We start from the raw sequence: 18,534 nt of genomic DNA on the forward strand, positions 1-18,534 counted from the left end.
GAGCCACCATGTTTGAGAATTTTTCGGAAATGATGCTGCAGCTGCTGGTGGACTCCCTGTGGGAGACCATCATCATGGTCGGCATTTCGGGCCTGATCGGCGGTCTGATCGGAATTCCCCTGGGCGTGTTTCTGCGCCTGACGGATCACGGCGGCATTTTGCAGAACGGACCGGCCAACAAACTGGTGGGCTGGATTGTGAACGCGCTGCGCTCCACGCCTTTCATCATCTTGCTGGTGGCCATTATCCCGTTGACGCGTTTGATCACCGGTTCCTCCATCGGCACCTGGGCGGCCGTGGTGCCGTTGACCATTGCGGCGGCGCCGTTTGTGGCCCGCCTGGTTGAAACCGCGCTGCGCGAAGTGGACAACGGTCTGGTGGAAGCCGCCCAGTCCATGGGCGCCTCGACGGCGCAGATCGTCTGGAAGGTGCTGCTGCCCGAGGCCTTGCCCGGCATCGTGGCCGGCCTGACCATCAGCTTTGTGAGCCTGACAGGTTACTCGGCCATGGCCGGAGCCATTGGCGGCGGCGGTCTGGGCGACCTGGGCATTCGCTACGGCTACCAGCGCTTCTTGCCTGATGTGATGCTGGTCGTGGTCATCATCCTGATCTTTTTCGTGCAGATCATTCAAAGCCTGGGCGACTGGGCTGTGCGCCGCCTCAGCCATCGCTGATTGACACACGGAACATTACCAAAAGTTAACCGGGCGGCCAGCAGGCTGAAAGCGGCTGCCCCTAAAATACAAATTCAAATTTTTTTGACAGGCCGCTCGCAACCGCGGGCGGCCACTATTTTTTCTAGATAGATAAAGCAAATGATGGATGGTTTGATCACCGGCCGACTGACCGGTATTCCTGAAAGCCGCGTGGACCGCAACCGCCGCCCCTATATGGTGGCCCGCATGCGCGCCAACGCTGGCGATGGTTCTTCTATTCCTGTGAATATTGTGGCTTTTGATGCAGCGCCCTGCGCCGTGCTGCGCAGTCTTGCCGAAGGCGATGCCATTGCCTTGCGCGGCAGCATCACCCCCAAGGTCTGGATCGATCGCCAGGAGGAGGCGCATGCCGTGCTCGACGTGGTGGCGCAGCAAGTGATGGCTGCACCCAGCCTTTCGGATCTCTAAGCGCCCATCCAACAGTCATTCAAGCCCGCAGCTGCAAAGCTGGCGGGTTTTTTTCATGGGGCGGCCGCACGCGGGCGAGCATTTGCCGCTCCGTAGTTAGCAAGTGAGCAATCTGTCTAAGCCTGAGCACTCAAAGCCCGGCGGCAGACGGTAAAGTGCAGGACATCGCATTTTTTGCCCCAAGGATTACTCATGCTGACCAAGCGCGCACTTTTGCGTAGCACCCTGGCCATGGCCGCTGCTGCCACGCTGGGCTTTTCTGCTCACGCCAACGACCAGACCCTCAAGATCGGTGTGACGGCTGGCCCCCACGCCCAGATCATGGAAGTGGTCAAGAAAGTGGCGGCCAAAAACGGCCTGAACCTCAAGATCGTCGAGTTTGGTGATTATGTGCAGCCCAATGCCGCGCTGTCCGCTGGCGATCTGGATGCCAACAGCTACCAGCACCGTCCCTATCTGGATGCCCAGGTCAGGGACCGTGGCTACAAGATCGGCTGGGTGGCCGATACGGTGAATTTCCCCATCGGCATCTACTCCAAGAAGATCAAGAAGCTGGCTGACCTGCCCAACGGCGCCAAGTTCGGCCTGCCCAATGATCCCACCAATGGCGGCCGAGCCCTGCTGCTGCTGCAATCGCAGGGCCTGATCAAGCTCAAGGACAACGCGGGCCTCAAGGCCACGCCGCTGGATGTGGTCTCCAACCCCAAGAAGCTCAAGTTTGTGGAGCTCGACGCTGCCCAACTGCCACGCTCTCTGGATGACCTGGATGCGTCCACCGTCAACACCAATTTTGCGATCGCTGCGGGCCTGAACCCCAAGAGCGACGCAATTGCGCTGGAATCGGCCAAGAACCCCTATGTGAACATCCTGGTCGTGCGCGATGCCGACAAGCAAAAGCCCTGGGTACCTGCGCTGATCAAGTCCTACCAATCGGAAGAGGTGCGCCAGTTCATCGACAAGGAATTCAAGGGCTCGGTGTTCCCGGCGTTCTAAGTCCTAGAGAACCGCATGTGTTCTGAGCTGCAATGCCCGGGCGGCATTGCAGCAGGGCGGGCTTGGCACGGATGATCCGCGATCAGGCCCGTTCCGTCTGGATTGGCGAAATCAAAACTGTGCCGTGATGCCCAGATACAATCTTCTGCCGTCCAGCGTCTTGCCGTAGTCGGCCAGATTGACGGTTTTATCCAAGAGGTTGTAGAGGCCCGCAAACCACTGCAGGTTCGGCGTGGCTTGGTAGCTCGCCCCGATGTCTACCAGGGTATAGGCCGGCAACTGGGCGGTGCCTCCATCGATGCTCTTGCTCTTGTATCGGGCCTTGCCCCAGAGCTTGACCTTGCCGGTGACGTTCCAGTCTGCACCCAGGTTCAGCATGTGTTTGGGCAGGTTGTTCAGCGGTTTGCCTGCATCCGGCCCATTGGCCACATCGCTGTGGGTAAAGGTGTAGGAGGTATTGAACTTGGCGCGGCCCCACGGTACGGCAACCGGCATGCTGTAAGCCAGTTCCAGCCCCTTGATGGTTGCGGAGCTGACGTTGACATATTGGTTGATGCGCGAGCGCACTTCGCCGTTGTAGTAGCAGGCGGGAGCCGAGGCGGGGCTGTTGCAGATGGTCTGCGTGCTGATCTTGTCGCGGAAGTTGGTCTTGTACGTGGTGATGCTGGCATTCACGTCCTGAGCGGGCGCCCAGTTCAGACCGATTTCATAGTTGGTGCTTTTTTCTGGCTTGAGGTTTTTGTTGCCCATGTCCCAGGCAGCGCCGCGTGCTGCAAGTTCGACGATGTTGTCGTCCGCCTGCTTCAGCGTGGGCGCCTTGTAGCCGCCGCTGACGCCGCCCTTCAACGTCAGGGTTTCGTTCATGCGGTACACCCCATACAGGCGCGGAATCCACTCGCTGCCGTAGTGCTGGTTGCGGTCATAGCGTATGCCGCCGACCACGGAAAATCGGTCAGTCAAAAAGTACTCGTCCTCGGCAAACAGAGCCATTTGCCAACGCTCCAGATTGATGTTGCGTGAGCCGGGGAAGCGGCTGCCGTCGTGTGCCGTGTTTTCTTTCTTGTACTCGCCGCCGAACGAGATCATGTGGCTGGCAAGTGGCACCACGGTCTTGGACTGCAGATAGGTCGCCTGATACTCGGACTGATAGGCACCATTGGTGATTTCCACGTTCTCTCGGGTGATGAAAGAGTTGGTGCGGATGCGCGATCCCCAGTCGATTTCATGAGTCAGCGCATAGTAGTTGCGCTGGTTTTGCACCGATCCCGCAGCGCCCGTGCGCTCTGTGCGCAGATTGTCCCCGGTGCCATGGGTGGCTTCCAGGCCCAGTGTCTGATGATCGCTGAGCTTCCAGGCTAGCTTGGCCGTCAGGTCCTTGTTTTCGCGGCCTGCGTAGCCGCCGGTGTACCTGTCCTCATGGCGCTTGAAGCGCGAGCCATACACCGTCAGCCCCAGGCGGTCTTGCACCAGCGGGCCGCTGAGGTAGAAACGCTGCTGGTTTTCGCTGCCGGCCTGGGAGTTTTCCTGCAACACGCCATCCATGGTGACGCTGCCGGTCCACTGGGTGGACACTTTCTTGGTGATGATGTTGATCACCCCGCCCAAAGCACTGGAGCCATATAGCGACGACATGGGGCCGCGAATCACTTCAATGCGCTCGATGGCTGACACAGGGGGCAACCAGCTGGTCTGCTGGGCACCGCCAAAGCCGTTGTAATAGGCCTGTGACGAGCTGCCCAGAGGCTTGCCGTCCACCAGGAACAAGGTGTAGTCCTCACCAAGGCCGCGAATGTAGATTTGCGTGGATTCGATCTTGCCGCCCGCGCCGCCTTCGATGGTGACGCCGGGAATGTCGAGCAAAGCATCGGTGACATCACGATAGCGTTTGCCTTCCAGCTCTTCCTTGCTCACCACGGTGATGGAGGCCGGCGCATCGGCCAGCGACTGCTCGAATCCGGTGGCGGTCACCACCACTTCGGAAAGCTTGGCTTCGCCTGCTTCCTGTGCGTGGGCGCTCATTACCGCGCAGCCAGCCAGCAACCAGGCAGTGGCCTGGCTGATGTGGGTGAGAGGTCTGCAGGTTCTGGTATGAAGTGCCGAAGTTTTAGGCATGATGGATTTCCGTCAAGGTTTGGTTTTGGATGTGTCTTGTGAAGGACGCAGGCGCAATGGCAGGCAGAAGTCCTGGCTTCTGTCTGCTGGCGTGCATCAAAAAAGGGGGCGCTAGCTCAGTGGAAAAGCAGCCACAGCATCAGGCCCAGCAAACCGGCCATGGGCGCGGTGCGGCGGATGTGTTGCTCGCAATAGGTGAGCATCAGACCCAGTGCAGCAGCGGAGAATGCCAGCAGACCCGTCCAGGTCGCGAGTGCCACAGAGGTGCTCCAGTGCATCAGGCAGGGCAGCAATGACACTCCCAGCAAGGTGTAGCCGCCCGCGCGCCATAGCCTGAGTTGACGATGGCTCAGTGCGTCGGTATGAAACTGATCGCCGTGGCGATCCATAGAGGCCGCAATCGCGGTAAAAGCCGCGAAAGCCAGGAACATAGATGCCCAGATCATCATGATGTTTGCTCCATGGACGCATGGGCCGCAGTCGCCGTTGCGCGAATGGGGTTGGCGGACCCCTTGGCTTGCGCTACAGCAGTGGAACGGGTTGGGGCGGTCTTGCCCGTGGCGGGCTTGAGCAGCCACCAGACAATGACGGCGTGCATGAGCGCCAGGGCCAGCATCATCAGATCAAAGCCCGCGATGCTCCACTGGCCTTGAGTCAGTGTCTGTGCCAGCGAAGCACCACCGGTCAGCAGATTGAGCACAGGCAGCAGTGCAAACAGCAGGGCGGCCAATGCCAGTTGTTCACACCAGGCCTTGCGATGGGGGCGTAGCAGTGGATGAATCAGACACAGCAGCCAGACGATGAAAAAGCCACGAATCTCCCAGTCGCTGCGCCCAGCCATATCGGCGGGAATCAGGCGGTTGAACCAGAAATAGGCGGCCGTTGCAACCGACAAACCTGCAATTGATCCAATGTTCAGCACTTCGACCAGGCGATGGCCATGTGGCGTGCGGCCGAGCTTGCGGCGCTCGGGCAAGCGCTTGACCACCCACAGCACCATGCCGGTGGCTGCCATGATGGTGCCCACAACACCGCTGAGGAACAGCAGCCAGCGCAATGCGGGTTCTGCAAAGCGGCCCAGATGCAAGCTGGTGAAGACATTGCTGGTCGCGCGTACCCAGGAGATTTCAGGACTGCCCGAACTCTTGCGCAGCTCGCCGGTTTTTCCGTCAAAACTCAGGCTGCGCGACTGGCCGCGATTACGCAAGCTGGTGCCGCCACGCTCGCGCAGATCCACTGTGGCACTCTGGGTGCCGGGAGCATTCACCGTGATGCTGCCCACTCCATGCTCGGGCCAGCTGCGGCGGGCTTGTTCCAGCATGGGGGCGATGGCCGCCAGCGGATGCAGCTCGAAGGAAGGGCTTTCCTTGGGCGCGCGTGGTTTGCGTTCGCCATTGCCCGTCGCTGCAGCGGCCTGACGATTGCCACGCATCTCTGCAAAGTAAGCCTGGTTATCGCCGTTGTAGGCGGCCTGAATTCCCCAGGGCATCAGCATATTCATCAGCAGCAGCAAGCCGCTGAAGGTGATGACGATGTGAAACGGCAGGGCCAGCACGGCAGTGGCGTTGTGTGCGTCCAGCCAGGAACGTTGACCCTTCCTGGGGCGGAAGGTGAAGAAGTCCGTGAAGATTTTCTTGTGGGTGATGACGCCGCTGATGATGGCGACAAACATCAGCATGGTGGCAAAGCCCACAATCCAGCGCCCCCAGATGCGGGGCATGGCATACAGCTCGAAGTGAAAGCGATAGAGAAAGCTGCCGCCACGGGTTTCGCGGGGCTCCAGGCGTTCGCCTGTGGCAGCATTGATTTCTGCGCGTTGGGTGCCGGCTCGACCTGCGGGAGCGCCCACATCACGCCAGGAGGCTTCGACCGCAGTTTGGCGTGCGCTGGGAAGATTCAGTGTCCAGGTCGTGGCATTGGGTGCTATTGCCTGCATAGCATCAAGCGCACGCTGGACGGTGCCTTCATCGCTGATTGACTGATGAAGCTCCGGCCGCATCCAGTCATCGATTTCATCGCGAAAATAGCTCAGTGTGCCGGTGAAGAAAACAGCATAAAGCAGCCAGCCCAGCAGCAGACCGCTCCAGGTGTGCAGCCACGACATGGATTGACGCAGCCCCTCGGGCTTGCCATCGACTCTCATACCGGACCTCCGGGCATCAGCAACCAGGCGAACAGCGCCAGGGCCAGGGCCGGAATGGCGCAACCTGCCCACGCGCGCCTGGTGCTTGCGCAGCCAAAGCACCACATGGCCGCAACGGCATAAACAATGAACGACAGCATGGTGGCCGCCATCGTGGCATCGCTGCGGCTCAGACCGAGATGTTGAAAGCCCAGCGATCCGGCGGCAGCGCTGGCCGCCGCCAGTGCGTATCCGCCGCCTATGGCCGCCAGGCTTCTTGATGCGATCTTGGCCCGATACCAGTTGAGGCTCGAAGCCTCAATGGTTGAAGCTGATTTACTCACTTTGTTCTTTCATAAGCAGAGGTGCAGACACACGGCTGCCGCTGTCCTCGCAGCGGCTAATCGTGGTCTGGGGTTTGTTTTTTGAGGATGGACAAAGAAGAGAGCTGAAATGCTGGCTGCAGATCAGCAATCTGCAGGCTTGCGCTCTAAGGCATGCGAGCCGCATGCACTTCTTCTTTGACGGCGGCCGGGTCAAATATTGCTGTTCACGCCGCTCTCACATCGCTTCAACCATAAAATGATCATCATTCTCATTTGTACTAAACATTCCTGATCAACGTCTGACCCATGAAGCTGCTCGTTGTAGAAGACCACCAAGATTTGAGAGCCTTGTTGCAAGCTCACCTGGAGAGAATGGGTTTTGCCGTCGATACGGCCGCTACCGGTCGCGATGCGCTGGATGCGATGGCCGTCAGCGATTTTGACGCCCTGATCCTTGATCTCGGACTACCGGATATGGATGGCATGCAGGTGCTGGCTTGCAGCGAAAAGCGCCGCAGAAGAATTCCCTGCATCATCCTGAGCGCCAGAGATGCGCTCGAGAGTCGGCTGGCCGGTCTCAACCGAGGCGCGGATGACTATGTCCTCAAGCCTTTTGACATGGCGGAGCTGGAAGCCCGTGTGCGTGTGGTCTTGCGTCGGGCCCGGGGCTGTGAGGAGCCGCGTCTGAGCCTGGGAAATGTGGTGTTTGAAACCATTGCGCGCCATGCCACGGTCAACGGCAAGCAAATCGAGCTGCAACGACGTGAGGCCATGCTGCTTGAAGAGATGCTGAGCGTTTGGCCGCGCATTGTGGTCAAGGAGCGCATGGAGGAGCATTTGTATGCCTCGCGGGAGAGTGTGACCCTGAACGCCGTGGAGGCTCTGATTTCGCGCCTGCGGCGCAAGCTGCGCGATGGCGGTGCCGATGTGCTGATCGATACGGTGCGCGGCGTTGGTTACCGCATGGTTCTGGCTGAGGTGGCAGGTGAAAAGCACCAGTCTTAAGGGGCGTGTCCTGATCGGTCTGACGCTGTCTTTTGCCGCCGGCGCCGGCGCCTTGGCGCTGTCGCTATATGACACCCGAGACCAGCTGCGCCGCGCCACCATGTGGATTCAGGCCCGCGAGATTGCGGCCGGCTTCACCATGGACAGCGATCCTGCAAGCCTGCCCAAAAGCTATGCCGGCGCCGAGCTGTCCTATACCTTGTACTCCCCGACAGGCCAGGTGCTGTGGTTTTCCGACAATCTGAAATCGCCGCGCCGCCTGCGGCCAGCGACCGTCAACCCGGAATTGAAGCTGTTTCAGCCGCCCATCTACAGCGGCAAAGTCATCAATGTGGCTGCGCCGCTGGCCGATGGCTCCACCTTGATGGTGGCCAAGCGTGACGAGCTCGAGCGGCAGATGATTGGCGATCTGTTGCACACCAAACTGTTGCAGAGCTTGGTCATGCTGCTTCCAGTCGGGCTTGTGGCCTTGCTGCTGATTTATCTGATGATGCGCTGGACGCTCAAACCGGTTCAGGAGGCTGCGCGTTTTGTGCAGAGCATGTCGGGAAACAAGACCCGGCCGATTCCGACCCGTGAATTGCCCAGCGAGCTGCTGCCATTGGCCGATGCGGTCAACCGTTCGCTGGAAAAGCTCACGCGCTCGCTGCTCAACGAAAAACAGCTGGTGGCGGATGCCGCGCACGAGTTGAGAACGCCTCTGACCGTACTCGATCTGCGTCTGCAAAAAGCGCGGGCTGACGCCGTGCCGGATTGGCAGGCCATCGATTCAGACATCAGCTATCTGCGGCAGGTGACGGATCAACTGCTGTTGCTGGCGCGCCAGGAGCAAGAGCCGGGGGGAGGGGAGGCCGCTTCTGCGGCGGCGGCCACGCATCTCACGCGTCTGGTTAGAGAAATCGTTGCCGACACATTGCCCTTGTTCGAGACGCAAGCACGTCGTATCCATGTAGATCTCATTGACGCGACCTATTGCAAAGGCGAGCGGGGTCTGTTGCAGGTCGCGATTGGCAATATTCTGGAAAACGCTTTCTATCACGGACAAGGGGATGCCACGCTCACCATGTCCATGGATGCGGAGCTGATCCGTCTGACGGTTGCAGATCAGGGGCCGGGGGTGCCGACCGAGAGTCAGGAGGCCATGTTTATTCGCTTCAACAAGAAATCGTCCGGCAGCAAAGGCGCCGGCCTGGGTCTGGCCATCGCCAGAAAAATACTGCGCAACTGCGGCGGTGAGGTTTGCTTTTTAAAACATTCTCACTGTGCGCTTGAGCTATGTTTCAAGCCTGCGCAGCCCCCAGCGGCCGTCTGGCGTTGATGGTGGCCCGAGAGGCGCCAGCCTGGCGATCTGCATGGCAGCCTGTGCTGCCAGCTCTTTGTTCAGCAATCAGCTCATCTCGGTGAAATATTCCGCCAGCGGCGCGCGCGTGGTTTGTGTCTGGTTGACCGGGGCTTCGAGGTCGGCCCAGCCCAAGGCCATGCCGCAGACGATGTGTTGCGTCTCGGCCAGGCCCAGCACGCGGCGCACGGTGGCGGGGTAGGAGGCCAGGGCGCCAATGGCGCAACTGCCCAGACCGTGGGCGGCGGCGGCTAGCTGCAGGCCGTACAAGGCCATGCCCAGATCCATATAGCCGCCGTGACCAAAGTGCGAATCTATCGTCACCACCAGGGCCACGGGTGCATCAAAAAAGCGGTAGTTGCGCGCAAACTGCGCATCGCGCCCGGCACGGTCGTCGCGGCCCACGCCCAGGGCGCTGTACAAGGCCTGGGCCGATGCCGCTTGCCGCCGTTTGAGTTGCATGGGCATGGGGCTGGGAAAGTAGGCGTAGTCCTCGCACTCGGGGACCTTGGCTTCATAGTCTGCCAGCAGCGCGTCAGACAGTTGCTGGCGCAGGGCGCCGCTGACGGCGATGAAGCGCCCGGGTTGCAGATTGCCGCCGCTGGGCGCCTGGCGGGCCGTGGTCAGCAGGGTGTGCAGCAACTGCGCGGGCACGGCATCGGCTTGATAGGCGCGAATGGAGCGGCGCTGCAGCATCAAGGCCAGAGAGGGGTTCTCAACTGCTGTTTCAGATGAAATCGCCGTATGGTGCATATCAGTCATGCGGTATCAGCTATCAATTCAAGAGTTTCTGGTGACTGCTTGTACCAGACAGGCCGCACCAATACCGCCTGCGCCGGCAATGGCGGCCAGTCCCAGGAGTGGCGCCGACGACGGCTCTTTGGCCTGTGATGGTATTTGCAAGTGCTGCAGCTGGGCCAGCGTGCGCACCAATGCAATGGCGCCCGAGGCGGCGATTGGATGGCCGCGCGCCAGGCCACTGCCCATGGGGTTGAGGCTTGCCAGCGGCAGGCCCAGCTCCTGGCAAAACGCCAGGGCCTGCACGGCAAAAGCATCGTGCAGCTCAATGGCAGAAATATCGCTGATGGACAGCGCGGCGCGCTCCAGCAGTTTGCGGGTGGCGGCAGCGGCCGAGAGCAGCGGGGTCTCGGGCGGGCCACCCACGCTGGCGCTGGCCAGCCAGTGGGCGCGGGGTGTCAGCTTCAAGCGCCTGCAGGCCTGGTGCGTGGCCATCAGCACCAGGGCTGCGCCATCGGCCTTGGCAGCAATGGTGAGGGCGCTGAGCGCAAAGTCGCGCGGGTCCTGATCGGCCGCCTGGCCGCTGCCCATGGCAACCATGGGCATGCGCGCGGCGCGCTCAATGCGCAAGGCGCGGGGATAGTCGTCATGCGCCAGACCGGCCACGGGAATGATTTCCTGGCTCAGCTCTGCCTGGGCCTGCAGCGCCCGCGCGTGGCTTTGCACTGCATAGGCTTCCTGGGCGCTGCGGCCAAAGCCCTGGGCCAGGGCGTAGTCGGCGGCGGACTGCAGCATGTCCGGGTCCCGCGCAACATCGGGGGCGAAGGCGGGGCGCTCGTAGCTTTGGGGCGTTTCGCCCGCATGGCGGGGCCGGGTCTGGCGAATAGGGGCGCGGCTCCAGGCTTCGGCGCCGCCGGCAATCACCACCTCGGCCTGGCCCGATTGCAGCAGGCCTGCGGCCAGGGCGATGGCGTCCAGCCCGGAGCAGCACTGGGTATCCACGCTATGGGCGGCGCAATGCTCGGGCAGGCCGGCGGCCAATGCCAGCATGCGCGCCGGGTTGCCGCCTGCGCCCATGGCATTGCCCAGTACCACCGCATCCACGGCGCCGGGCTCAAGGCCGGTTTGGCGCAGCAGCCCAAGCAGCACGGGCGCTGCCAGCTCATGAATCGATAGCGACGACAAGGCTCCGCCCAGCGGTGCCACCGGGCTGCGCGCCCAGGCTAGGATAGGCAGGGAGCGTGGGAAGGCGTCAGCGCCTAGGTCTGCCATGGCATCAACTCCACGCTGGCGGTTTGCCCTGCCAGACGGGCCGCCAATGCCTGGCCCAGACGCGCATGGTCGGTCTTGCCGCTGGCCGTCTGCGGCCAGTCGCCGGCAATCCACCAGTGGCGTGGCGCCTTGAAAGCCTCCATGCGCTCGCGCAGCCACTGGCCCAGCTCCAGAGCACTGGGCTGCGCCTTGCCAGTCTCATGCCACTGGATGACGGCGTGTACCTGCATGCCGCGCAGTGCATCGTTTTGCCCGTGCAGCGAGGCATGGGCAATCTGCGGATGACTTTGCAGCAGGTTTTCCACTTCTTCGGGAAACAGGTTTTTGCCCTGGGTCACGATCATGCGGCTTTGTCGCCCGGCCAGGCACAGCATGCCGCGTTCGTCGATATGACCTATATCGCGTACCGAAAGCCAGGGCCCGTCGCGCAGCACGCCGGTGCGGTCCTGGGCGTCGCCCATGTAGTCAATAAACAGCATGGGGCTGCGCACATAGATCAGTCCGTCCAGCGATGGATGGGACACGCAGGCAGTGTCGAGATCGGCGCTGCGGGCCGAGAGGGGGCGGATGTCCAGCTCCACATTGCTGAAAGGTCGGCCCACGGCCTGGGGCGAGCAGGACTCGTCGGCATCGAGCCAGGTGATAAAGCTGGCTTCGGAGGCGCCATAGAACTCGATGATGCGCGCCTGGGGGAAAAGCCGGCGCAGGGCGGCGGTGTGCGAGCGCATCCAGCGTGCGCCGCTGATGGTGATGAGCTTCACTGCGGCAATAGGCGGCAGTTGGCGGTGCGCAGCCCATTGCAGCATCAGCAGCAGCTGGCTGGGCACGGCGACCAGGCAAGGCGTCTCGCCCAGGGCCAGCGTGGCCAGGCCGCGCGCGGCAGAGAATTTTTCCTGCAGCACGGCGCCGCTGCCGTTCCACAGCGCCTGCACGGCCGCAAACAGAAACAGCGAGTGCGAGATGCGCCCCGGTGCCAGCGTGCGCAGCCCGGCCACGGCGCCAAAATCCTGCAGGCTGACGCGAAAGCTCTCGGTCCAGGAGCGGTGATGGCGCACAAAGCCTTTGGGCAGGCCGGTGCTGCCCGAGGTAAAACCGGCATAAAACGGGCTGGTGGCCGAGGCTTGGCTGATGCTGCAAGGCGTGGTGGGTAGCCAGCTTTCGATGCGCTGGCGCACCGCAGCGGGCCAGTCCGGGTCGGCCACGGCAGCGCAGCGGCCGCTGCGAATGATGGCCAGAAAGCCCACCACGCGCTCCAGCGTGCTCTGGTCGGCATCCAGCAGCACCATGGCCGGTGCCTGATGCGCGATCAGGTTGTCGGCGCGGCGTTCCACTTCGGCATGCAGCTGGGCAAAGGTGTAGCTATGGGTTTCGGTTTGCAGCGCCAGCGTATGGGGGCGTTGCTCGGCCCAATGGGCGAGCGGGCCGTGCACCAGCGTCCACAAGCCCTGCAGGGGCTGGGCCAGCGGGTGCGTTTCTGGCACGGCGTCAGTCATGGCGGCCACCAAAGCGCCAGTCGGGCATGCCGCGGGCCACCGTGTGCACGATCACGGCACACAGAATGCATTTGAGGAAGTCGCCGGGTACAAACAGCAGCGTGGCCTTGAAGGCCTGGGCGAAGCTGAGCTTGGCCATGGCCATCAGGCCCAGCATGCCAAACAGGTGCTCGAAAATCAGGCCGCCGATCAGCGCCGCCACAAAAGCGTGAATGGCGGTGCGGCGCGGCGACAGCTGAGGACTTTTTTGCAGCGCATACATGACGGCGCCCGTGATGCAGGCCGCCAGCGCATAACCGAGCAGATAGCCGGTGGATGGCGCCAGAAACACGCCTATGCCGCCGCGTCCGCCTGAGAGCAGGGGCAGCCCTACGGCCACGGCCGCCAGAAACAGGAGCATGGACTGCAGGCCGCGCCAGGGGCCCAGCATGACGCCGGCCAGCATGACACCCAGCGACTGAATGGTGATGGGCACGCCCAGCGGCAAATCAATCTTGGGGATCAGTCCCATCACAGCCATGAGGGCGGCAAACAGCGAAACCTGGGCCATGGAGCGCGCACCGTTGCGCGAGAGAGAGGTGGTGGATGTCATGTCGTGCCTCGAATGCTTGAATTGTCTTACTGTCCCAGCCGCGCCCAGATGGCGTCGGCCACGCGCTTGCTGGCCTGCAGCATGTGAATGGTCAGCGGCGCGATCAGCGCCAGGCCGCCGGGCTTGCCGGTACGCAGACGGTGGGCATCGTCCAGCTTCTTCCATTGCACAAAAAAATGCTCGGTAAAGCGCAGCATCAATGCCAGCTGCAAGGCCACTCGCTCGGGTGAAACACCCAGCGGTGCCAATGGCTTGAGCAGGCGCTCCAGCACCTCCACCAGATCGCTGGGGCGGGTGGTGACCGTCAAGGCAATGCCCAGGATGGAGGCCGACACCAGCCGTAGCGAGCTGACTGCCGCCAGCGTGTAGTTCTGCATGAAGACGTGAAAACCTGCCACCAGCAGCGAGGTGACAATCACCGTTCGCGGCAGGCGGCCGGCAATGCCTGTGGCCTCACCCAAGGATAGCCACAGCAGGGCACAGCCCACCGCAGCCGCAGCCAGCACCCAGGGGTTGGGGATGAGAAACAGCAACGTGCCCAGAACGGCCAGCAGCAGCAATTTGCTGCCTGCCGTCCAGCGGTGCAGCCAGGTCAGCTGTTCGCTGTAGAGACTACCCATGTGGCACCTGTGCTACTGTCTGCAGCGGCGTTTGCAGTCTGGTGGCTACGTCGGCTTCATAGGCGGCACAGACCTCCTGGCCTGGGCCGTCGCCGCGCAACTGGCCTTGGTCGAGCCAGATTACGCGTTCGAAGTCGCGCACATGGTCGAGCACATGGGTGGAAATGATGATTTGCTGCGGCGCTGCCGCGATGTCCTGCGCCAGTCGCGCCTGTCCGGGTAGGTCAAGGCTGGCAAAAGGCTCGTCCAGTAGCAGCACCCGGGGCGATGCGATCAGCAGCGACAGCCAGCACACCTGCTGGCGCTGGCCCTGGCTCAGACTGCTCACGGCGCGCTCGGCCCAATGGGCCAGGCCCCGGCGTTCCAACAAGGCGCGGGCCTGGGTCTTGGCTTCTTTCTTGCCCAGGCCCTGGGGGCGCAGGCTCAGGGCCAGCTCTTCTTCTACCGTGGGGAAGATGATCTGGTCGTCCGGGTTCTGGAACATCATGCCCACCAGCCCAGGTTGCTTGGCCCGGGCGGCGTGCAGCTCGGCCTCGCCAATCAGCACCTGGCCGCCGTGTGCCTGATCCAGCCCGCACAGCAGGCGAAACAGACTGCTTTTGCCGGCCCCGTTATCGCCGATCAGCCCTATGCGCTGCTCCTGCAGCGTGAGGTTCAGTCCTTCAAACACCTGGGTCATGCCGCGCTTGAGCGAGACATTGACCAGATGCATGCCCGCAAGACCCGGTGCTGCATGGAGTCCAGCAGGCGCGGGCATGGGCGGGGAGGCGGCGAAACTAGGACTTGAGAGGCTATCCATGACGGCAAACACAAAGATTGAGGCGGGCAACTGACCACAGCCCTGAATTTGCCAAAGCAGCTTCGCGACCGAGACCGAATGCGGCGGATTCTAGCGCCGTCCATTTGTTTTCAACGTCTCGCAACTCGGCTTCTTCTTGTGTGAATTACACGGAAGAATTTTCCTCACCGGTCGCATTGACTGGTGATGGTTGGGATGGCGTGCATATGCGGTCTTTAAACGTCACTTGGCCGGCTGTAGCGCTCTCTTGCGAGTGTTTGCTTTGAATAGACTCTATGTTTGCCTATCGTCGTGCAAGTTTGCGACTTGCATGTGTGGAAGTTGCCGTAGAAGCAGTGTTTTGGCATTGCGATACGCGGCGTTGAGCTAGGGCAGCCGGGCTGCGCGGGGTAATCTAGCGCTTTGGCGGCCATGCGAGTGCGGGATAAGCGGCGAATCGGCGCGGAGAACAGGGTGGGTTAGAGCCGAAAATATTCTCGGAAAATTTGTAACAGGCACTGGGTACAGTGCGCTACGGATCGCTTGTGCGTCTGTCAGCTGCGCACTGCCAGGCATCAATCGCTGGCTGATATGAGAGGAAAGCGCTTTCAGCCCTTGCCAGTCAAGTGCAGTCAGCTATCGAATTGGAATGAAGCCCGCTCGCCTGCTCAAGGCTTGGATGTTTTTCCTGCGGCCTGAGCCTGGTCAATGGCATCGATGATGGTCACGCCTGTGGCTTGAACACCGGGCGCGTTAAAGCCGGGGCCGGGCGTAACGCCGGGATGCTCGAGCAGCTTTTGCGTCACGCTGGACTGGGTCGGCGCAACCGCTGTGGCGGCGGGGGCCGGTGTTTTTGGCTCGGCCGCCTTTTGGGTGCGCAAATAGTCGTTGTAGCGGCGCAGTGCCTGCTGATCAGACTGCTTTTGCTCGCGTTCCTGCACGTACTTCCAGTACTGGTAGCCGCCCGTGCCCAGCACCAGCGTCAGCAGAAGAAAAATGCCCAGCACCGTGATGACGATGTTTTCGTCGGAGCGGCTGTGCTTGTTGGCAATGCGGGGAATGGGGGCGGAGGACATGGGGGCAGAGGCTCAGACAAACGCCCCGTTGCTGCTGGCTGGCATCGGTGGCTATCTGCGAAAAATTGGCGAGAAATTCTGTATGTCTTCAGCGTACCAAAAAACGCGGGATGCAAGGGCCAGAACAGAGCTGCTTAGCCCTGCCTGACTACTTGTTTGATCGATGTCAAAAAAGCCGGCAGGCTCTGGGCGCTGCCGGCTGGGCTGACTTGGTAGCCGTGATGAGTCGGCTATCAGGCGGCCACGGTCACTAGGGCGTCAATGCTGGCGTGGGCAGTTTCCAGGGCCTTGGCTCGGGCTTCAGGGCCCATGCCAATACCTTCGGCGCGCACATAGCTGACATCGGTCACGCCCATGAAGTTGAACATCACCTTGACATAGCTTTCTTGGTGTTCTAGGGCCTGGCCAATTTCCGAGGTGGAGTACATGCCGCCGCGGGTGGAGGCCACGATGACCTTTTTGCCGCCTGCCAGACCCTGAGGGCCGGTGGCGGTGTACTGAAAGGTGCGGCCGGCCTGGGCCACGCGGTCAAACCAGGCCTTGAGCTGCGAAGGAATGGTGAAGTTGTAGAAGGGCGCACCCATCACGATCACATCAGCGGCCAGGAACTGGCTGACCAAGGCTTCCGAGATGGCGTTCTCCTGGCGTTCGGCTTCGGTGGAAGCTTGTTGGCCGGTGCGAAAGCCGATGGAGACGGGGCTCAGGTGCGAAGGGGCGTTCACTGTCAGATCCAGGTAGTCGACCTGGGCTTCGGGGTTGGCTTGCTTGAGGTTTTCAACCACGGCGGCGGTGAGTTCGCGGGAGACGGAGTTGGTGCCGGTGATGGAGGAGTCGATGTGCAGGATACGCATAAGTAGTTCAGTCCGATTGAGGTGGATGTAGCAGGCCTCAGGCGGCTGAGTGTTGCTGCATTGCAATAACTCGCCTACCGAAACCAGTGATTCGATGGATAGATTATGAATTTATTGAGATTGTTCGATAAGTCGTCAAATTTGCGATAGATTGTCCTGAATATCGAAGTAATTGATCTCAAAAAATCAAAGGCAGGTGTGCATGGTCGATCTCAATGACATGCTGTATTTCGTCGAGGTGGTGGAGCGGGGTGGCTTTGCTGCCGCAGGGCGGGCACTGGGTATTCCCAAATCCCGGCTCTCGCGTCGCGTGGCCGAGCTGGAGGAGCATCTGGGGGTGCGTCTGTTGCAGCGCACCACGCGCAAGCTGTCGCTCACTCAGGTGGGCGAGACCTATCTGCGTCACTGCCAGGCCATGCGCGATGCGGCATTGGCCGCCTCCGATGCGGTGGCCGAAGTGCAGACCGAGCCGCGCGGCGCCATTCGGGTGACCTGCCCGGTAACGCTGGCCCAGACGGTGCTGGGCGAGCTGATGCCGGATTTTCTCAAGCGCTGCCCTTTGGTACAGGTGGAGATGCAGGTGACGAACCGGCCGGTCAATCTGGTCGAAGACGGCGTGGACGTGGCTTTGCGCGTGCGCGCCAGTCTGGAAGACAGCGGCTCCATGGTGGTCAAGCGCCTGGATACCTCGCGTCAGGTGCTGGTCGCCAGCCCCGATTTGCTCGAGCGTCAGGGCACTCCCACCCAACTGGAAGATTTGCAACTGCTGGACAGCATGGCCATGTCGGCCGTTGACGGCCATTACAGCCTGCTGCTGCTGGGCCCCGAAGGCAAGGAGCATAGACTGCAGTTGCAACCGCGCTATGTGGTGGATGATTTGCTGACCCTGAAATTTGCCGCCCTGGCCGGCAGCGGCATGTGCTGGCTGCCTGACTATATGTGCCAGGAGGAAGTGGCAGCCGGGCAGTTGGTGCAGCTGATGCCCGACTGGGCGCCGCCGCCGGGCATTGTCCATGCCGTGTTCCCGTCAAGGCGCGGGTTGGCACCTGCGGTCAGGCATTTCCTGGATTTTCTGGCCGAAACCATGCCGGGTCGCAACAGCCTGGCCCAGCCCTGAACGGGGACAAGCGGGCGTCTTGGCGCCAGGCTTTGCCTACGGTATTAGCTTCTACCCATAAAGTAAGAACAAAACATTCGTTGGGTTTGGCGGTCGGCCTCACCACAATGCGGCTCTTGCAGGCAATGCACTCGCAGGAGGCACCGTGGAATCCCCTTATCACATCGTTATCGTGCCAGGTTGGCGCAACTCAGGCCCGGGCCACTGGCAAAGCCTGTGGGCGGAGCAATTGCCAGGCGCACAGCGCGTGGTTCAGGACGATTGGCTGGTGCCGCACCGCGATGCCTGGGTCAGCACGCTGGAGAAAGTCGTGCTGGAATCGGACAAGCCCGTCGTCATCGTGGCCCACAGCCTGGGCTGCATCACCACGGTCCATATGGGCGAGGAGGCAGCGGCCCGTGTCCAAGGTGCTTTGCTGGTGGCACCGGCCGATCCCGAGCGACGCGCCCAGTTGGCCGATTTTGCTCCCGTACCTTATGCGCCTTTGCCTTACCGCAGCGTGCTGGTGGCCAGCAGCAACGATCCGTATTGCCCCATACGCCGAGCCGGTGCTTATGCACGCGCCTGGGGCAGCGAGCTGGTACGGCTGCAGAACGCCGGGCACATCAATGTGGAATCCGGCTTGGGCGACTGGCCGCTGGGTCTGGCTTTGCTGCAATCGCTGCAGCAAAGCAGTTCCTGGTCGGCGGCGGGCAAAAGCGCGGGGCGCACGGTGGCGGGAACGAGTTCCGAACGGCCTGCAGTGCCGGCCTGATAAACCCCGATTAAAGCAGCAGTCGCTGCTTTTTTCATAGCTAAAAGCGCTATTCCTGTATGTGTTTCGACGCCGTTTTTCATTGCTTTCGATGACTGGCTGGCGTCTGATGCTGCAAGAATGAAATCCTGCTCTGAGTTTCTTTATATCGAAATCAACAAAACAAAGAAAAATATATTCTTTTGAGTTTTAAGCAGCTGTTCGCACAATGTGTACATCTCC

At 61.4% G+C, this 18,534-nt stretch carries 19 protein-coding genes; 7 read left to right on the forward strand and 12 right to left on the reverse strand.

Annotation, left to right across the window (positions count from 1 at the left end; genetic code table 11):
- The first annotated feature begins 8 nt into the window (after positions 1-8).
- The 3 genes from ACNAZA_RS12110 to ACNAZA_RS12120 all read left to right on the forward strand — a co-directional run bounded on the left by ACNAZA_RS12110 (position 9) and on the right by ACNAZA_RS12120 (position 2,117).
- On the forward strand, positions 9-674 hold the full coding sequence (locus tag ACNAZA_RS12110; RefSeq protein ID WP_415796823.1) for a methionine ABC transporter permease: 666 nt from the start codon (positions 9-11) through the stop codon (positions 672-674).
- A gap of 141 nt (positions 675-815) precedes the next feature.
- Positions 816-1,124 carry a single stranded DNA-binding domain-containing protein gene (locus ACNAZA_RS12115; RefSeq protein ID WP_120967155.1) on the forward strand — a complete coding sequence of 103 codons (309 nt, stop codon included), beginning with the start codon at positions 816-818 and terminating at the stop codon, positions 1,122-1,124.
- A 192-nt stretch (positions 1,125-1,316) separates the two neighbouring features.
- Positions 1,317-2,117 (forward strand): MetQ/NlpA family ABC transporter substrate-binding protein, encoded by an 801-nt coding sequence (locus ACNAZA_RS12120; RefSeq protein WP_415796824.1) that lies wholly within the window; start codon positions 1,317-1,319, stop codon positions 2,115-2,117.
- 111 nt (positions 2,118-2,228) lie between these two features.
- Here ACNAZA_RS12120 and ACNAZA_RS12125 read toward each other — a convergent pair whose 3' ends face one another.
- From ACNAZA_RS12125 to ACNAZA_RS12140, 4 genes are all read right to left on the reverse strand, one after another.
- Complete coding sequence (locus ACNAZA_RS12125) at positions 2,229-4,136, reverse strand: TonB-dependent receptor domain-containing protein (RefSeq protein ID WP_415796825.1); 1,908 nt, start codon at positions 4,134-4,136, stop codon at positions 2,229-2,231.
- 209 nt (positions 4,137-4,345) lie between these two features.
- Positions 4,346-4,678, reverse strand: a complete 333-nt coding sequence (locus ACNAZA_RS12130; RefSeq protein ID WP_415796826.1) for a DUF3325 domain-containing protein — start codon at positions 4,676-4,678, stop codon at positions 4,346-4,348.
- Entirely contained in the window at positions 4,675-6,372 is a 1,698-nt protein-coding gene (locus ACNAZA_RS12135; RefSeq protein WP_415796827.1) for a PepSY-associated TM helix domain-containing protein, read from the reverse strand. The genes ACNAZA_RS12130 and ACNAZA_RS12135 overlap by 4 nt, the downstream gene beginning before the upstream one ends.
- Positions 6,369-6,695 carry an iron transporter gene (locus ACNAZA_RS12140; protein ID WP_415796828.1) on the reverse strand — a complete coding sequence of 109 codons (327 nt, stop codon included), beginning with the start codon at positions 6,693-6,695 and terminating at the stop codon, positions 6,369-6,371. The genes ACNAZA_RS12135 and ACNAZA_RS12140 overlap by 4 nt, the downstream gene beginning before the upstream one ends.
- Before the next feature lie 288 nt (positions 6,696-6,983).
- On the opposite strand from ACNAZA_RS12140, the gene ACNAZA_RS12145 reads away from it, so the two are divergent.
- Together ACNAZA_RS12145 and ACNAZA_RS12150 are read left to right on the forward strand one after the other, a co-directional pair.
- Entirely contained in the window at positions 6,984-7,682 is a 699-nt protein-coding gene (locus ACNAZA_RS12145; RefSeq protein WP_415796829.1) for a response regulator transcription factor, read from the forward strand.
- On the forward strand, positions 7,663-9,000 hold the full coding sequence (locus ACNAZA_RS12150) for a sensor histidine kinase (RefSeq protein ID WP_415796830.1): 1,338 nt from the start codon (positions 7,663-7,665) through the stop codon (positions 8,998-9,000). Before ACNAZA_RS12145 ends, ACNAZA_RS12150 begins: the two co-directional genes overlap by 20 nt.
- 69 nt (positions 9,001-9,069) lie before the next feature.
- Here the strand turns inward: ACNAZA_RS12150 and ACNAZA_RS12155 are convergent, their stop codons facing one another.
- From ACNAZA_RS12155 to ACNAZA_RS12190, 8 genes are all read right to left on the reverse strand, one after another.
- Positions 9,070-9,774: a nitroreductase gene (locus tag ACNAZA_RS12155; RefSeq protein ID WP_415796872.1), complete on the reverse strand. Its 705-nt coding sequence runs from the start codon at positions 9,772-9,774 to the stop codon at positions 9,070-9,072.
- A 27-nt stretch (positions 9,775-9,801) separates the two neighbouring features.
- Positions 9,802-11,031, reverse strand: a complete 1,230-nt coding sequence (locus tag ACNAZA_RS12160) for a thiolase family protein (protein WP_415796831.1) — start codon at positions 11,029-11,031, stop codon at positions 9,802-9,804.
- Positions 11,019-12,524: an AMP-binding protein gene (locus tag ACNAZA_RS12165; protein WP_415796832.1), complete on the reverse strand. Its 1,506-nt coding sequence runs from the start codon at positions 12,522-12,524 to the stop codon at positions 11,019-11,021. Before ACNAZA_RS12165 ends, ACNAZA_RS12160 begins: the two co-directional genes overlap by 13 nt.
- Complete coding sequence (locus tag ACNAZA_RS12170; protein WP_415796833.1) at positions 12,517-13,116, reverse strand: biotin transporter BioY; 600 nt, start codon at positions 13,114-13,116, stop codon at positions 12,517-12,519. The genes ACNAZA_RS12165 and ACNAZA_RS12170 overlap by 8 nt, the downstream gene beginning before the upstream one ends.
- Before the next feature lie 26 nt (positions 13,117-13,142).
- The gene (locus ACNAZA_RS12175) at positions 13,143-13,736 is read right to left on the reverse strand and encodes an energy-coupling factor transporter transmembrane component T family protein (RefSeq protein ID WP_415796834.1); all 594 of its coding nucleotides are present in this window, start codon (positions 13,734-13,736) and stop codon (positions 13,143-13,145) included.
- Positions 13,729-14,493: an energy-coupling factor ABC transporter ATP-binding protein gene (locus tag ACNAZA_RS12180; RefSeq protein ID WP_415796835.1), complete on the reverse strand. Its 765-nt coding sequence runs from the start codon at positions 14,491-14,493 to the stop codon at positions 13,729-13,731. The genes ACNAZA_RS12175 and ACNAZA_RS12180 overlap by 8 nt, the downstream gene beginning before the upstream one ends.
- A 689-nt stretch (positions 14,494-15,182) precedes the next feature.
- A complete protein-coding gene (locus ACNAZA_RS12185) occupies positions 15,183-15,590 on the reverse strand; it encodes a hypothetical protein (RefSeq protein ID WP_415796836.1) in 408 nt (135 codons plus the stop codon).
- 233 nt (positions 15,591-15,823) lie between these two features.
- The gene (locus ACNAZA_RS12190; RefSeq protein WP_415796837.1) at positions 15,824-16,441 is read right to left on the reverse strand and encodes an FMN-dependent NADH-azoreductase; all 618 of its coding nucleotides are present in this window, start codon (positions 16,439-16,441) and stop codon (positions 15,824-15,826) included.
- A gap of 202 nt (positions 16,442-16,643) precedes the next feature.
- Here ACNAZA_RS12190 and ACNAZA_RS12195 point away from each other — a divergent pair, with 202 nt between their 5' ends.
- Positions 16,644-17,558 carry a LysR family transcriptional regulator gene (locus ACNAZA_RS12195; RefSeq protein WP_120967167.1) on the forward strand — a complete coding sequence of 305 codons (915 nt, stop codon included), beginning with the start codon at positions 16,644-16,646 and terminating at the stop codon, positions 17,556-17,558.
- A 145-nt stretch (positions 17,559-17,703) separates the two neighbouring features.
- Positions 17,704-18,312: an RBBP9/YdeN family alpha/beta hydrolase gene (locus tag ACNAZA_RS12200; RefSeq protein WP_415796838.1), complete on the forward strand. Its 609-nt coding sequence runs from the start codon at positions 17,704-17,706 to the stop codon at positions 18,310-18,312.
- Positions 18,313-18,534 lie beyond the last annotated feature (222 nt).

This window comes from Comamonas aquatilis (assembly GCF_965139575.1).
Lineage (GTDB): Bacteria > Pseudomonadota > Gammaproteobacteria > Burkholderiales > Burkholderiaceae_C > Comamonas > Comamonas aquatilis.